This window comes from Xanthomonas cannabis pv. cannabis, from assembly GCF_000802365.1.
In the GTDB taxonomy this organism is placed as follows: domain Bacteria; phylum Pseudomonadota; class Gammaproteobacteria; order Xanthomonadales; family Xanthomonadaceae; genus Xanthomonas; species Xanthomonas cannabis.
Window position 1 is genome coordinate 1 of the sequence record NZ_JSZE01000022.1, and the last position, 14,334, is coordinate 14,334.

General features: G+C 66.6%; 13 protein-coding genes. 5 read left to right on the forward strand and 8 right to left on the reverse strand.

The genetic code is table 11. From position 1 onward, the window contains the following. The 4 genes from OZ10_RS05415 to OZ10_RS05430 all read right to left on the reverse strand — a co-directional run. Positions 1-1,886 (reverse strand): EAL domain-containing protein (locus OZ10_RS05415; RefSeq protein WP_039564097.1); only part of this gene is annotated, 1,886 nt, incomplete at its 3' end. A gap of 227 nt (positions 1,887-2,113) precedes the next feature. Next, positions 2,114-3,295, reverse strand: coding sequence for a BaiN/RdsA family NAD(P)/FAD-dependent oxidoreductase (locus tag OZ10_RS05420; RefSeq protein ID WP_039407676.1), 1,182 nt, complete (start codon positions 3,293-3,295; stop codon positions 2,114-2,116). Continuing rightward, positions 3,292-3,840: a YaeQ family protein gene (locus OZ10_RS05425; RefSeq protein ID WP_039407675.1), complete on the reverse strand. Its 549-nt coding sequence runs from the start codon at positions 3,838-3,840 to the stop codon at positions 3,292-3,294. The genes OZ10_RS05420 and OZ10_RS05425 overlap by 4 nt, the downstream gene beginning before the upstream one ends. 56 nt (positions 3,841-3,896) lie before the next feature. Continuing rightward, positions 3,897-4,382, reverse strand: coding sequence for a YaiI/YqxD family protein (locus OZ10_RS05430; RefSeq protein WP_039407672.1), 486 nt, complete (start codon positions 4,380-4,382; stop codon positions 3,897-3,899). A gap of 267 nt (positions 4,383-4,649) precedes the next feature. Here OZ10_RS05430 and OZ10_RS05435 point away from each other — a divergent pair, with 267 nt between their 5' ends. Further along, complete coding sequence (locus OZ10_RS05435; protein WP_006451993.1) at positions 4,650-4,859, forward strand: cold-shock protein; 210 nt, start codon at positions 4,650-4,652, stop codon at positions 4,857-4,859. 361 nt (positions 4,860-5,220) lie between these two features. Next, complete coding sequence (locus OZ10_RS05440; RefSeq protein ID WP_039407665.1) at positions 5,221-5,919, forward strand: glutathione S-transferase; 699 nt, start codon at positions 5,221-5,223, stop codon at positions 5,917-5,919. 100 nt (positions 5,920-6,019) lie between these two features. On the opposite strand, the gene OZ10_RS05445 is transcribed toward OZ10_RS05440, so the two are convergent. Continuing rightward, the gene (locus OZ10_RS05445; RefSeq protein WP_039407664.1) at positions 6,020-6,895 is read right to left on the reverse strand and encodes an alpha/beta hydrolase; all 876 of its coding nucleotides are present in this window, start codon (positions 6,893-6,895) and stop codon (positions 6,020-6,022) included. 262 nt (positions 6,896-7,157) lie between these two features. On the opposite strand from OZ10_RS05445, the gene OZ10_RS05450 reads away from it, so the two are divergent. Further along, entirely contained in the window at positions 7,158-8,714 is a 1,557-nt protein-coding gene (locus OZ10_RS05450; RefSeq protein WP_039407662.1) for a protein adenylyltransferase SelO, read from the forward strand. Positions 8,715-8,808: 94 nt separating this feature from the next. Then, on the forward strand, positions 8,809-9,369 hold the full coding sequence (locus OZ10_RS05455; protein ID WP_039407659.1) for an adenine phosphoribosyltransferase: 561 nt from the start codon (positions 8,809-8,811) through the stop codon (positions 9,367-9,369). A 298-nt stretch (positions 9,370-9,667) separates the two neighbouring features. Here OZ10_RS05455 and dbpA read toward each other — a convergent pair whose 3' ends face one another. Beyond that, positions 9,668-11,044, reverse strand: a complete 1,377-nt coding sequence (gene dbpA / locus OZ10_RS05460) for an ATP-dependent RNA helicase DbpA (RefSeq protein ID WP_039407655.1) — start codon at positions 11,042-11,044, stop codon at positions 9,668-9,670. Between the two features lie 102 nt (positions 11,045-11,146). Here dbpA and OZ10_RS05465 point away from each other — a divergent pair, with 102 nt between their 5' ends. Continuing rightward, positions 11,147-13,036 carry an ATP-binding cassette domain-containing protein gene (locus OZ10_RS05465; RefSeq protein ID WP_039407651.1) on the forward strand — a complete coding sequence of 630 codons (1,890 nt, stop codon included), beginning with the start codon at positions 11,147-11,149 and terminating at the stop codon, positions 13,034-13,036. 185 nt (positions 13,037-13,221) lie between these two features. Here the strand turns inward: OZ10_RS05465 and OZ10_RS05470 are convergent, their stop codons facing one another. Next, on the reverse strand, positions 13,222-13,647 hold the full coding sequence (locus OZ10_RS05470) for a barstar family protein (RefSeq protein WP_039407647.1): 426 nt from the start codon (positions 13,645-13,647) through the stop codon (positions 13,222-13,224). Continuing rightward, the gene (locus OZ10_RS05475) at positions 13,644-14,084 is read right to left on the reverse strand and encodes a ribonuclease (protein ID WP_039407644.1); all 441 of its coding nucleotides are present in this window, start codon (positions 14,082-14,084) and stop codon (positions 13,644-13,646) included. Before OZ10_RS05475 ends, OZ10_RS05470 begins: the two co-directional genes overlap by 4 nt. Positions 14,085-14,334: the final 250 nt, after the last annotated feature.

Sequence of the window (14,334 nt, forward strand, 5' to 3'; positions counted from 1 at the left end):
GCCGAGGCGACATCGCTGGTGATGCCGCGATCCAGCTTGAGGAAGGCCGGCTGGAAGTGCGCCAGCAGCTGGAACAAATCCAGGCCCGAGCCGAACTGCTCCAGCCCGACCTTGCAGCCCATGGCCGACACCGCCGCCAGAAACTGCTGGGCATTGCGCAGATGGGTGAACACCTTCGATTCAGGGGTCTGCAGCCACAGCCGCTCGCCGGGCACGCCATAGACCGCCAGCTGTTCGCGAATGATGTCGACCATCTGCGGGTCCGAGAACGAGTTCGGCCCGATCCGGACCAGCAGATGCGTCTTGTGCCCGGCGCGTTGCCGTTCGCCCAGTTGCCGGATCGCACGCGCGACCACCCAGCGATCGATTTCGGTGATCAGGTCGTGCTCTTCGGCGATCGCCATGAAGGCGTTCGGCGACATCATCTCGCCATTGCGCTCCAGCCGCAGGAAGGCCTGATACAGCTCCAGCGGCTCGCCCTGCAGGTTGAGCACCGGCTGGTAATGCAGCAGGAAGCCATCGCCCACCAGCGCCTCGCGCAGCTGCTCGACCCAGCGTTCGATGCGTTCTTCCTCGGCGCGGTCGGAGGCGGCCGGGTCGTAGATGCTTGCCGCATTTCCACCGAGCTCGGCCGTGGTGCGAACGGCCTCGGTGCCGCGATTGAGTACCTGGCCGATGCTGGCGATCTTTTCGCCGATCTGCACGCCGCCGATGCTGACCGTGACCGTGGCCGAGCGCGAGCCCACGCTGAAGACATGCTGCGCAAACGCATCGCGCACGGCTTCGGCAACGGCGTGGGTGCGGGCGTAGTTGCCGTCCATCAGCAGGGCAAAACTGTGCTCGCCGAAACGTGCGGCCACCACGCTGTCATCCACCACGCCGGCCACGTGCGCGGCCATGGCGGCGATCAAGGCGTCGGCCGAATCCAGGCCGATCTCCGGCAGGATGCGCGCGTAATGATCCGGCTCGATCAACAGGAAGCCGGACTGGCCTTCGCTACGACCGGCCTGTGCCACGGCCTGTTCCAGCGCCACCATGAAGGTGGGGCGGTTGAGCAGGCCGGTGACCTGATCGCGCTGGCGCAGGTCCTCGACCTCGCGTGCCAGTTCCGGATCGAACTCCTCGCGGCGCCGAAACACCACCTGGATGCACGGCTCGCCTTCATAGGTGGCGGTGGCGAATTCCATCGTCGCCGGGAAGGTGTCGCCTTCCAGCCGGCGTGCGTCCACCTTGTACTGCGCCGGCGGCGGTTCGCCCTTGGCCATCGCCTTGAGCAACTGCTTGAAGTCGTCCACGTACTGCGCGGCGATCATGTCCAGCAGCGAGACGCCTTCGACATCCTCGAACGACTCGAAGCCGAACATTTCCAGATACGCCTCGTTGGCGCGGATATGCATGCCTTCGTGCACGTAGGCGATGGGGTCGCGCGAGGAGGCGATCAACGCATCGCAACGGCGCTCGGTTTCGCGCATTTGCGCCTCGATGCGGCGCAGCCCGCGGCGTGCCTGCAGGTCGTCCCACTCCGCGCGCACCAACGCCAGCAGGTGTTCGGGACGATGGCGTAGCGCAATCGCGCGAACGCCGTGCGAAGCGGCCTCGACCAGGGCGTTCTCTTCGATCCGATCGGCCAGCAGGATAATCGGGATGTCCTTGCCGCTGCCGGCGATCTGCGCCTGCAGCGCGCTCATGGGCACCTGTTGCGCCTGCCCCTGCAGCGCCAGATCGATCTGGCCCGACAGCATGCTGGCCAGTTCCTCCTGGGTTTGCGGTCGCGACGGGCGCACTGCAATGCCGCCATTGCGCAATGCGGTGACGATGGTCTCGGCGCTCTCCACGCTGTCATCGACGATCATCAGGCGGAGGGTGAGATCTTTGCCTTTTTGCATGCGCGGCTCCCTGGAGACGGGCTTTAATACACGAAGGGGTCTGGCACGTCCATGTATGTGGAGCATGCCGCATCTAGTGTGAGACGTAGTGCACTGATTGCGCGTGCCAGTGTCCCTTCCAAAGGCCAGCGCACCGCACTGCGTGGCTGATCGCTGCATTGCTCCGCAACGGCGTGCGTGTCACCGACCACCCGATCGGTCACCACTGCCACAACGTGCCGGTCGCCCTATGCGACGCTGCCGGCGGCATGGCCGGACGCCCATGCCCACTGGAAGTTGTAGCCGCCCAGCCAGCCGGTGACGTCCAGGACTTCACCAACGAAGTACAGGCCGGGCACCAGTCGCGACTCCATCGTGCTGCTGGAGACCTGGTGGGTATCGACCCCGCCGAGCGTTACTTCAGCGGTCCGGTAGCCTTCGGTTCCGCTGGCGATCAGCGGGAAGGCGCCGAGCAGGTCGGCAGCGCTCTGCAGCTGCGGCGGATCCAGCTGACGGACCGGCCTGTCCGGCAACCACACCTCGCACAGGCGCTGCGCGAACCGTTTCGGCAACACCTCTGCCAGCACGTTGCGCAATTCGGTCGCGCCGCGCTGTTGCTTCTGCTCGCGCAGCCAGGCGCCGGCGTCATGGCCTGGCAGCAGGTCCAGGCGCAGCTCGTCGCCCGGCTGCCAATAGGACGAGATCTGCAGGATCGCCGGCCCGCTCACGCCGCGATGGGTCAGCAGCATGAAGTTGCGGAAGCTGGCCCCGTTGCAATGCGCCTCCACCGGCAACGCCAGCCCGGACAGGTCGTGCAGGCGTTCCTGGTGCTTGCCGCTCAGGGTCAGCGGCACCAGCCCGGCCCGTGTCGGCAGCAGCGTGTGGCCGAACTGCTGGGCCAGCGCATAGCCGAATCCGCTGGCGCCCATGCTGGGGATCGACAGCCCGCCGGTGGCCACGATCAACGATTGCGCCTGCACGCGTCCCTGGCTGGTCTGCATCTCGAAGCCGTCGCTGCCGCGCTGGACCGTCAGCACCTCGCACTGTGTGCGGATCTGCACGCCGGCCGCCTCGCACTCATCCAGCAGCATGCGCACGATCTGCTTGGAGGAAATGTCGCAGAACAACTGCCCCAGCTCTTTCTCGTGATAGGCAATGCCATGGCGTTCGACCATGTCCACGAAATCCGCCGGGCGGTAGCGCGCCAGCGCGGATTTGCAGAAGTGCCGATTGGCCGAAATGAAATTGCCGGGCGTCGTACCGGTGTTGGTGAAATTGCAGCGCCCGCCGCCGGACATCAGGATCTTCTTGCCGACCTTGTTGGCATGGTCGATCACCAGCACCTGGCGGCCGCGCCGGCCGGCAGTGAAAGCGCTCATCAGCCCGGCCGCGCCGGCGCCGATGACCAGCACGTCGCACCGCATGCTCATTCGGCCGGGGCTTGCCGCACCATCGGGGTCAGGGTGACGCTGCCGTGGTCGGCCAGCATCTGCACCTCGCCGTCCTGGATGATCACGTCAAAGCGCATGCCGCGCTGGATCAGCGCGCCCAGGGCCTCGGTGGACTGCGCGTCGAGCTCGATCACGCGCAGATTGCGATGCCGGCCCATGGCGTTGGCATGTTTCTTCCACCAGGTTTCGGTGGCCTGGCCGCCGTAGCCGATTACCACCACCTCGCGCGAGCGGTTGCAGGCCTTGCGCACGCGGCTTTCGTCGGGCTGGCCGAGGTCGATCCACAGGTCCGGGTCGCCGGTGTAGTCGCGTCGCCACAGGTCCGGTTCGTCGTCGTTGCTGAGGCCGCGGCCGAATTCCAGCCGGTCGTCGGCGAACAGGGCAAATGCCAGCAAACGCACCATCAGGCGCTCGTCGGTTTCGGAAGGATGCTGGGCCAGGGTCAGCGAATGGTTGGCGTAGTAGCCGCGGTCCATGTCGCTGATCTGAAGTTCCGCCCTGCGGACGGTGGCAGTGAGGGCCATCAGGATGCCGATTGCAAAGGGCGCCCATGATACGCGCCCACCCCGGACGTGGCGCGTTACGCCGGGCTGCGCGGTTGCGCGGCCAGCCAGCGATCCAGCTGCGCGGCAAACGCCTGCCGATCGCGCGCATGCAACGCCGGCGGCCCGCCGGTCGCAATGCCGGCGCCGCGCAGCTCCTCCATGAAGCCACGCACCGACAGGCGCTCCTTGATCGTGTTGCTGGTGAACGCCTCGCCGCGCAGGCCCACTGCCGTCGCGCCGGCTTCCAGTGCGCGTGCCGCCAACGGGATGTCCTGGGTGACCACCAGGTCGCCGTCAGCGACCCGCTCGGCGATGGCATCGTCGGCCGCATCCGGCCCGCCCGGAACCTGCAGGGCGCGGACCTGGGGCAGGATGGGCGTGCTCAGGTAATGGTTGGCGACCAGGGTGACCGCGACGCCGGTGCGTGCGGCAGCGCGGAACAGGATGTCGCGGATCACCGCAGGGCAGGCGTCGGCGTCGACCCAGATCTGCGCGCGGAGGGGGGCTCGGGGTGTCTTCATCGGTAGAGTGTGGATGGGAAAGTGCCTGACAGATGGTGGGATTTGGCCTGACTGCAAAAGATTTGACGCCAGGTGTCGCTTTTTGCCGAAAACACGAGTACTGTGCACGCACTGTGTTTGCAAGGGTCACCGTGAATCGTGGCCTGGTGCAGCCGGATCGTTACAGATCTCGCTTCATCGTTCCGCTTTACCAACGCCTGCAACTCAGTCTCAGCTCCGGCTTTTCGGACGCTGCGATTTATCCATCTATAGTTCAGGAGTTTGTAAATGTCAGATCGTCAGAGCGGTACCGTGAAGTGGTTCAACGATGCCAAGGGCTTCGGCTTCATCACCCCGGAAAGCGGCCCGGACCTGTTCGTGCACTTCCGTGCCATCCAGGGCACCGGCTTCAAGTCGCTGCAGGAAGGCCAGAAGGTCACCTTCGTGGCCGTGCAGGGCCAGAAGGGCATGCAGGCTGACCAGGTGCAGGCGGTCTAATCCGTCTGCAACCGTAAGGTTGCCAAGAACGCCGGTCGCGCAAGCGACCGGCGTTTTTTATTGGCCATGCGTCGGCCAGGCCGAACAGGTCCGTGGCGGCCTGTCCTGTCCTTGGCAGCTGCCGGTGTCCTATGGGCAATCAGCACCAGGTGATGGGTGGCAGGCTGTCCTTGGTCGACCTCGTTATCCCTGTCGACAGGTGGGCCGACGGCGTGCATCGCTGTCTGCACCCTGCCGCGTTGCATCCATCCAGCTGGACGATATGCGCGCCAACCGCTGGCAGTGAACAGATCCACGGGCTTTGCGCGCGGCAACGACGCGGCGCTGGTTACGATGGGGCTTTCCGCCTGCGGACGCCTTCATGATCACCGTTCACCATCTCAACAATTCCCGGTCGCAGCGTGTGCTGTGGTTGCTGGAAGAACTGGCGCTGCCGTACCAGATCGTGCGGCACGAGCGCGACCCCAAGACCATGCTGGCACCGGCGGCGCTGCGCGCGATCCACCCGCTGGGCAAATCGCCGGTGATCGTGGACGGCGAGCTGACCATCGCTGAATCCGGTGCGATCCTGGACTATCTGACCGAGCGCTACGACACCGAATGCGCGTTGTCGCCGCCGCCGCGGCCGATCGACTCACCCGAGCGGCAGCAGTTCCGTTACTGGATGCACTACGCCGAAGGCTCGGCCATGCCGCCGTTGCTGATGACGCTGATCTTCGGCCGGATTCGCAGCGCGCCGATGCCGTTCTTCGCCAAACCCGTCGCGCGTGCGATCGTGGACAAGGCGATGTCGGGCTTTGTCGGCCCGCAGGTCAAACTGCACATGGACTGGATGGAGCAGTCGCTGCAGGCCAACGCCTGGTTCGCGGGGGAGCGCTTCACCGCTGCCGACATCCAGATGAGTTTCCCGCTCCAGGCCGCGGCGGCGCGCGGTGGCGGGCTGGAGCATTACCCGCGCCTGGCCGCGTTCCTGCAGCGGATTGAAGCGCGCCCCGCGTATCAGGCAGCGCTCAAGAAGGGAGGCCCTTACGAGCTGATGGGGCGCAGCCGCAACGCCTGATGGTGGTGTGCCGGCGTGGCGATGAACGCGACGCCGGCGGTCTCATTGCTCGTGACCGTCGAGGTGCCCGGCCGTCCTTCTCCGGCAGGCTGCGTCCGGCTCAGGGCGCCTTGCACTGCCGCAGGAACTGCAGGGTGTCGCGCAGCTCCGGCGAGCCGGTCAGCGGTTTGCGGAAGGCCAGTACCAGGCCCATATGACCGACATGCGGATACTGCTTGACCTGCACGTCTTCGCCCTTGCGGCGCATGGCCGACGCCAGCGAGAGGCTGTTCTGTGGCTCGACGACGTGGTCGGCGTCGCCATGCAGCAGCAGCATGGGCGGCTCATCGCCGTCGACGAACAGGACCGGCTGCGACCTGGCCTGCTCGGTGGGCGAGGTACCGAAGATCTCGACCAGTTCGGGGTCGGTCATGGGGAGGAAATCGTAGGGGCCGGCCAAACCGACGAAGCCGCACAGCTGCTGCGGCCGCACGCCTTGCGCCTGCAGCCAGCTGCGATCGGTGGCCAGCAGGCCCGCGATATGCGCACCGGCCGAATGCCCCATGACCGCCAGCCGCTTGGGGTCGCCGCCATAGTCATGCGCATGCTGCAGGCCCCACGCGGTGGCGCTGGCCGCATCCGTCATGAAGCCTTGCAGGCCCACCTGCGGGTACTTGCGGTAGTCGGCGACCATGGCCACCACGCCCTGACGCGCCAGGGCGCGGCCCATCCAGCGGTAGTTCGCGCGCTTGCCGCGTTTCCAGGTTCCGCCGTAGAAGAACACCACCACCGGTGCGTCGACAACGCCGCGCGGCTGATAGACGTCCAGCGCCAGGCCGTGTGCCGGATCGAAGGCCTGATCGTGATGCTCGATGACGCCGTCACGGCTGGAGGCGGCGTTGATGCCGCCGAAGAACACACTGCTGCAGGCGGTCATCGTCAGCGAGCCGAGCAGTAACAGGGCGGGGCGGATCCAGCGGGAGGGGCGAACAGTCATGGGCGATGTCGATGATCAGTCAGGAGAGGGGGCAAGCGGGTATCGCGGCATGCGTGGATGCTGTGCCATGACGGTGCGGCGGCGCCGCATATCGCCCGGGCAGGCAACGGTGAAGGCGTATTAGCGGCGATCAGGCGTCGCTGGCATGTGCACGAAGAGCTCGCTTGGTATCGGAATGCGAAGTGAAGATACGGTGCGCGCGCGGCGCCGGATGCGGCGCGGCCCATGCCGAGTTCACCCTCGGTGGCCTAGGCTTGGCGCCATGACACGATTGCACTTTGATAACCGCTTGCGCCAGCAGTTGCCCGGTGACCCGGAAGAGGGCGTGCGCCGTCGCGAGGTGAGCGCGGCCTGGTCGTCGGTCCTGCCCACCCCGGTCGCCGCCCCGCGCCTGGTCGCCTATTCGCCGGACGTGGCGCAGCTGCTGGGAATGGACGGGGCCGAGCTCGCCAGTGCGCGCTTTGCCGAGGTCTTTGGTGGCAATGCGCTGTATCCGGGCATGCAGCCGTGGGCGGTCAACTACGGCGGGCACCAGTTCGGACACTGGGCCGGGCAGCTGGGCGACGGCCGGGCGATTTCGCTGGGCGAGGCGATCGGCGTGGACGGGGGGCGCTATGAACTGCAACTCAAGGGTGCCGGCCCGACCCCGTATTCGCGCGGTGCCGACGGCCGCGCCGTGCTGCGCTCGTCGATCCGCGAATTCCTGTGCAGCGAGGCCATGCACCACCTGGGGGTGCCGACCACGCGCGCACTGAGCCTGGTGACCACGGGCGATGCGGTGGTGCGCGACATATTCTACGACGGCCGACCGCAGCGCGAGCCGGGCGCGATTGTCTGCCGCGTGGCGCCGTCGTTCATCCGCTTCGGTAATTTCGAATTGCCGAGTGCGCGGGGCGACATCGCGCTGTTGCGGCAGTGGGTGGAGTTCACCATCACCCGCGATTTTTCGCAGCTTTCCGGTACCGGCGAGGCCCTGTACGCCGACTGGTTTGCACAGGTCTGCGAACGCACGGCGGTGATGGTGGCGCACTGGATGCGGGTGGGGTTTGTGCATGGGGTGATGAATACCGACAACATGTCGATCCTGGGGTTGACCATCGATTACGGCCCGTATGGGTGGGTGGACGATTACGACCCGGACTGGACGCCCAACACCACCGACGCGCAGGGCCGGCGTTACCGCTTCGGCACCCAGCCGCAGGTGGCCTACTGGAATCTTGGCCGCCTGGCGCAGGCGCTGGCGCCACTGTTCGCCGACGCCGCGCCGCTGCAGCAGGGGCTGGACCGGTTCCGCGACACCTATCTGGCCTGCGATCGCACCGATACCGCCGCCAAGCTGGGCTTGGCGGAGTGCCGCGACGAAGACCTGCAGTTGATCGATGCACTGCGCGCGCTGATGCGCGAGTCGGAAATGGACATGACCCTGACCTTCCGCGCGCTGATCGACTTTTCCGCCGAGCGACCGGATCCGGACCTGCTGCGTGACGCCTTCTACGACGAAGACAAGCGCCTGGCCGATGCGCCGCAGCTACACGCGTGGTTGCAGCGCTATGCCGCGCGCCTGAAGCAGGACACGCTGCCGCCCGAGCAACGGCGCACCCGCATGCGCTTGGCCAACCCGCGCTACGTACTGCGCAACTATCTGGCGCAGCAGGCGATCGACAAGGCCGAGCAGGGCGATGCGTCCGGTGTGCAGGCACTGCTGGAGGTGATGCGGCGGCCGTATGACGACCAGCCGGGCCGCGAGGCGTTTGCCGCGCGACGCCCGGACTGGGCGCGCGACCGTGCCGGATGTTCGATGCTGTCGTGCAGTTCCTGACCGGCTCAGACGCACGTATGCCGTAAACGCAGCGTCAAGGCCGCGCGCAGCCTAGAATATGCCGCACCCCACTGGCCACATTGCCGCCACCACCATGACAGATTGCAGCCGCTGCGCCGGCACCCATCCATCCGGCCCCAACCACTGGTCGGAGCGGATCCGCGATATCGCCGATTTCCCCAAGCCGGGCATCGTCTTCAAGGACATCACGCCGCTGCTGTCCGATGGCCCCGATTTTGCGTCGGCGCTGGACGAAATGGCACAGCCCTGGCGGACCACGCCGCTGGATGCGGTGCTGGGCATCGAGGCGCGCGGCTTCATCCTGGGTGCGGCGCTGGCGCGCGAACTGCGGACCGGCTTCGTACCGGTGCGCAAGCCGGGCAAGCTGCCTGGACGTACCTTGGTCCAGGAATACGCGCTGGAGTACGGCACCGACCGTATCGAGATGCATGAGGACGCGTTGCCGCGCGGCGCGCGTGTGCTGATCGTCGACGATGTGCTGGCCACCGGCGGGACGTTGCGCGCGGCGCTCGGCCTGGCCGCACGGCTGGAGCTGGAAATCGTTGGCGCTGCGGTGTTGGTCGAGCTGACCGCGCTGCAGGGCCGCGCGAAGTGGGCCGATGACGTGCCGCTGCTGGCGACCTTGTCGTATTGAGCGCCGTTCGTCCGCGGTGTGCCGCTCCTGGACGCGCGCAGCTGCTGCTTGAACCACGTGCAGACCGCTGCGCTGGACGCGCAGGCCGAACACGCGTTCGCCTGCGGGTGGAAGAGCCGGAATGCGCCGCTCATGTGCGGCCTCTGCGTGTCCGGTTGGTCCGCTGCGATGCGCCCATGGGCGCGCCCCTGTCGTCTTGAATGCATGAGGCAATGGCCGGCGGATGCACGCGTGTGTGCATTCGCGCGACGCCATCATTGCCATGCCCGCGGCCGGTATCGTACCGGGCGCTGTCTGCTCAGAGCTTGCTGACCCGGAAACGGCGTCCCTTGATCTTGCCCGCATGCAGGTGCGCCAGCGCCTTGGCGACCTGCGCGCGCGCAATCGCGACATAGGAGCGGGTGGGGTAGATCGCAATCTTGCCGATCGCCGCGCCCGACAGGCCGGCTTCACCGGTGAGCGCGCCCAGGATATCGCCGGCGCGCAGTTTGTCGGTCTTGCCGCCATCGATGCGCAATGTGGTCATCGCCGCCTGCGGCAACTGTGCCGGGCGCGCAGTGGCCAACGGCGCGCGCGACCATTTCAACGGCTGGCCCTGTTCGGTCTCCAGCGCCTGGGCGCGCGCCGCTTCACGCGGCGCCACCAGGCTCAGCGCCAGGCCGTGCTTGCCGGCACGCGCGGTACGGCCGATGCGATGCCGATAGGTTTCGGTGTCGGTAGGCAGCTCGTAGTTGACCACTGCCGACAGGTCTTCCACGTCCAGCCCGCGCGCGGCCACGTCGCTGGCCACCAGTACATTGCAGCTGCGGTTGACGAAGCGCACCAGCACTTCGTCGCGGTCGCGCTGTTCCATGTCGCCATGCAGTGCGAGCGCGGAGAAGCCGAACTCCTGCAGCGAGCCGGCCACCTCATCCACTTCCTTGCGGGTATTGCAGAACACCACGCTGGATTCGGGATTGAAGCGCAGCAACAGGCCGGCGACCGCCTTTTGCCGATAGGTCGGGTCGACTTCGAAGAATTGCTGGTCGATTTCAGGCGCGTTGTCGGCGCCTTCCACGGTGATTTCGACCGGGTCCTTCAGGATCTCGCGCGCCAGCGTGCGGATGCTGTCCGGGAAGGTGGCCGAAAACAGCAGGCTCTGGCGATGCTTGTCGCAGCGGCTGGCGATCTCGCGGATGGGTTCTTCAAATCCCATGTCGAGCATGCGGTCGGCTTCGTCCAGCACCAGCGTGCGCACGCCGCCCAGGTGCAGGGCGCGTTTACGAGCCAATTCCTGGATGCGTCCGGGCGTACCGACCACCACCTGCGGGTCGTGCGCTTCCAGCGAGGCCAGCTGCGGGCCGAGCGGCATGCCGCCGGTAAGCACCACCAGCTTCATGTTGGGGATGCCGGTGGCGAGCTTGCGCAGTTGCTTGCCGACCTGGTCGGCCAGCTCGCGGGTGGGGCAGAGCACCAGCGCCTGCGCGCGGGTCAATGCCGGGTCGAGCTTCTGCAGCAGGCCCAGCCCGAAGGCGGCGGTCTTGCCGCTGCCGGTCGGCGCCTGGGCAATGACGTCCAGCCCCTGCAGGATCGGCGGCAGGCTCTGCGCCTGGATGGGAGTAAGTACGGTGTAGCCAAGGGCGTCGATGCCGGGGGCCAGGGCCGGCGACAGCGGCAGCGCGGAGAATTCGTTCATGGCGCATTTTAGCGGGAATCGGGAATCGGGAATCGGGAATCGCAAAGGCGAGGGCGCTTTCCATTCCCGATTCACCATTCCCGATTCCCGTACAATCGCGGCATGCCTTTAATCACTCTGCAAAGCGTCGACTACAGCGTCGGCGGCCCCTTGTTGCTGGAAAAAACCGACCTCACGATCGAGCCGGGCGAGCGTATCGCCCTGATCGGCCGCAACGGCGCCGGCAAATCGACCTTGATGAAACTGATCGCCGGCGAGCTCAAGCCCGACGACGGTGAAGTGCGCGTGCAGCAGGGTGTACGCATCGCGCGGCTGGAGCAGGAGGTGCCGCAGGGCACCGGCGGCAGCGTGTTCGACGTGGTGGCCGACGGACTGGGCGAGCTGGGGCATTGGCTGGCCGAATTCCACCAGCTCAGCCATGCCGAGGTCTTCGACGCCGACGCCTTCGGCAAGGTGCAGGCCAAGATCGATGCAGCCGACGGCTGGGCGCTGGACCAGCGCGTCACCGAGACGCTGACCAAGCTGGAACTGGATGGCGATGCGGAGTTCGCGCGGCTGTCCGGCGGCATGAAGCGGCGCGTGCTGCTGGCGCGCTCGCTGGTGTCTTCGCCGGATGTGCTGCTGCTGGACGAGCCGACCAACCATCTGGATATCGAAGCCATCGATTGGCTGGAAACCTTCCTGAAGGGCTGGAGCGGCAGCGTGCTGTTCGTCACCCACGACCGCCGCTTCCTGCGAGCGCTGGCCACCCGCATCGTCGAAATCGATCGCGGCCAGGTCACCAGCTGGCCGGGTGACTGGGCCAATTACGAGCGGCGCCGCGAAGAGCGGCTCAACGCACAGGCGCAGGAAAATGCGCGCTTCGACAAGTTGCTGGCGCAGGAAGAGATCTGGATCCGCCAGGGCATCAAGGCGCGTCGCACCCGCGACGAAGGTCGTGTGCGACGCCTGGAATCGATGCGCAACGAGCGCGTGCAGCGCCGCGATCTCACCGGCAATGTGCGCATGGAAGTCTCGCAGGGCGAGTCGTCCGGCAAGAAGGTGATCGAGGCCAAGGAGGTCGGCTTCGCTTTCGGTGCGCGCACCATGGTCAAGGATTTTTCCACCATCATCCAGCGCGGCGACCGCATCGGCCTGATCGGCCCCAACGGCAGCGGCAAGACCACCTTGCTCAAGCTGTTGCTGGGCGATCTGCAGGCGCAGGAAGGCGAGATCCGCATCGGTACCAACCTGCAGATCGCCTATTTCGACCAATACCGCTCGACGCTGCGCGAAGACTGGAGCGCGATCGAGAACGTGGCCGAGGGCCGCGATTTCCTGGAAATCAACGGCAAGCGCAAGCATGTGCATGCCTATCTGCAGGATTTTTTGTTCACCCCCGAACGCGCACGCGCGCCGATCACGCGGCTGTCCGGCGGCGAGCGTAATCGCCTGCTGCTGGCGCGGCTGTTCGCACAGCCGTCCAACCTGCTGGTGATGGACGAACCGACCAACGATCTGGACGTGGAAACGCTCGAATTGCTGGAAGAATTGCTCGGCGACTACAGCGGCACCTTGCTGCTGGTCAGCCATGACCGTGACTTCCTCGACAACGTGGTGACCTCCACGCTGGTGATGGAAGGCGATGGCCTGATCGGCGATTACATCGGTGGCTACAGCGATTCGCTGCGGCAGCGGCGCACGCCGGCGACCAGTGCGATGGCGGTCGCCAAGGCGTCTGCTACCGCGGCGCCAGCCACGCCGGTTGCGGCGGCGCCGGTGGATGCCGCACCCAGGCGCAAGCTGGGCTACAAGGAAACGCGCGAGCTGGAGCAGTTGCCGGCCCTGATCGAGACGCTGGAGCAGCAGGTCGCCGCGCTGACCGAGGCGATGAACGACCCGGCTTTCTATCAGCGCGACAGTGCGGCGATGACCGCGCATACCGACGCACTGAGCCAGGCGCAGGCGCAGCTGGACGCGGCCTACGCGCGCTGGAGCGAGCTGGATAGTTGACCGGCGTGCCGGCGTGCCGGCGCGCATGACGTGCCGGTACCGACCCACGTGTTCGGGGATCGGCGTGGCGCGTCATGGGGCGCGTCATGGGCGACGAATGCGATCGGCCTGAGACGCCGCTGATCGGCCGTTGTGGTGTCCCGTGATTCTTAGGTGTCATCAGCGCGCGTGCCCGGGTGAGGCGCCTACCCGCAGGCGCTGGCCGGAGCGACGAACGCCGTAAAGGTCAGTGCACGCGCCGCCCAGCGCGTGGCGGCTTCATCGAGGATATCCAGCAACGTATCGCGGTCGTTCGGTGCGGCATTTGCCAGCGCGTCCGCACCGTCGATCAACAGCGCATACCCGCGTGGCGACGGCAGCCATGCCAGGTCCTGCAAGGCATCGCTCAGCGCATCCCAGTTGCGGCCGAAGCTGGCGGGAAAATCCAGCTGGGTTGCCAGGCGCATCAGCAGCATGCGCTTGTCGCTGCAGGTGGCCAGGTCCACGCGCAGGATGCGCAGACCCGCATCGCGGGCCAGTGCGGCCATGGTGTCCAGGTCGTCGGTGTCGGCCTGATACACGCCCGACTGCTGCGGGTCGGACAGGTTCAGCGCGAAATCGCCTGCGCTCATGGTGCCTGCTCCGGCGTCGGGCCCTGGAACGCCTTGAAGCTCTGGTAATGGTCGTCGCTGTAGTACCAGGCCTGCGGTGGCGTGCCTCCGGTGACGATGCGGCGCGCACCACGGTCGGCGCTGCCAGGCGTATCGACGGTGTACTCACGGTAATAGCCGCGCGGGCGCTGCGGCAGGCGATGTTCGCGGTTGCCGAACACCGCGCCGTCCTGTGGATACGGAAACGGACCGCCACGCTGGATCAGCACGATGGTGCCCATCGCTTCGGTGGGCAGGAAGGCGGGCAAGCGCGGCACCTGGCGTGCGACCGCTGCGGTGGCGATGGGGGCGCTGAGTTGCGGGGCAAACTGCGGCTTGGGCGTCTGCAGCGTGCGCATGCCCCACAAGCCGGCAACGAGCAGCACGATGGCGACGATCAGCAAAGCGGGTTTGCGCATGAGGATGATCCGTAAAGCGGGAATGTGTGCGGCAGAGCAAGTATGCCGCCGCGCGACTGTGTCGACTTTGAACGCGGCCGGGCACCCATACGGTTCACGCGCAAGTAACCGGGGCATGGTGCAAGGTGTGCAGCGAACACCGCGCGGCACGCGATGGGATGAAGTTTCCCTGCCAGCACCCTTGGTAAGCGCCGCCGCCGTCCTTACCATCTACCCCGCAACGCCCGGCCTTCGCCGGGCGGCAAGTCCA

Bases quoted from the DNA above. Each gene is read 5' to 3' on its own strand.
- OZ10_RS05425 (WP_039407675.1), bottom strand. From the start codon at position 3,840: ATGGCCCTCACTGCCACCGTCCGCAGGGCGGAACTTCAGATCAGCGAC.
- OZ10_RS05450 (WP_039407662.1), top strand. From the start codon at position 7,158: ATGACACGATTGCACTTTGATAACCGCTTGCGCCAGCAGTTGCCCGGT.
- OZ10_RS05455 (WP_039407659.1), top strand. From the start codon at position 8,809: ATGACAGATTGCAGCCGCTGCGCCGGCACCCATCCATCCGGCCCCAAC.
- OZ10_RS05470 (WP_039407647.1), bottom strand. From the start codon at position 13,647: ATGAGCGCAGGCGATTTCGCGCTGAACCTGTCCGACCCGCAGCAGTCG.
- OZ10_RS05440 (WP_039407665.1), top strand. From the start codon at position 5,221: ATGATCACCGTTCACCATCTCAACAATTCCCGGTCGCAGCGTGTGCTG.
- dbpA (WP_039407655.1), bottom strand. From the start codon at position 11,044: ATGAACGAATTCTCCGCGCTGCCGCTGTCGCCGGCCCTGGCCCCCGGC.
- OZ10_RS05445 (WP_039407664.1), bottom strand. From the start codon at position 6,895: ATGACTGTTCGCCCCTCCCGCTGGATCCGCCCCGCCCTGTTACTGCTC.
- OZ10_RS05435 (WP_006451993.1), top strand. From the start codon at position 4,650: ATGTCAGATCGTCAGAGCGGTACCGTGAAGTGGTTCAACGATGCCAAG.
- OZ10_RS05420 (WP_039407676.1), bottom strand. From the start codon at position 3,295: ATGAGCATGCGGTGCGACGTGCTGGTCATCGGCGCCGGCGCGGCCGGG.
- OZ10_RS05430 (WP_039407672.1), bottom strand. From the start codon at position 4,382: ATGAAGACACCCCGAGCCCCCCTCCGCGCGCAGATCTGGGTCGACGCC.
- OZ10_RS05475 (WP_039407644.1), bottom strand. From the start codon at position 14,084: ATGCGCAAACCCGCTTTGCTGATCGTCGCCATCGTGCTGCTCGTTGCC.
- OZ10_RS05465 (WP_039407651.1), top strand. From the start codon at position 11,147: ATGCCTTTAATCACTCTGCAAAGCGTCGACTACAGCGTCGGCGGCCCC.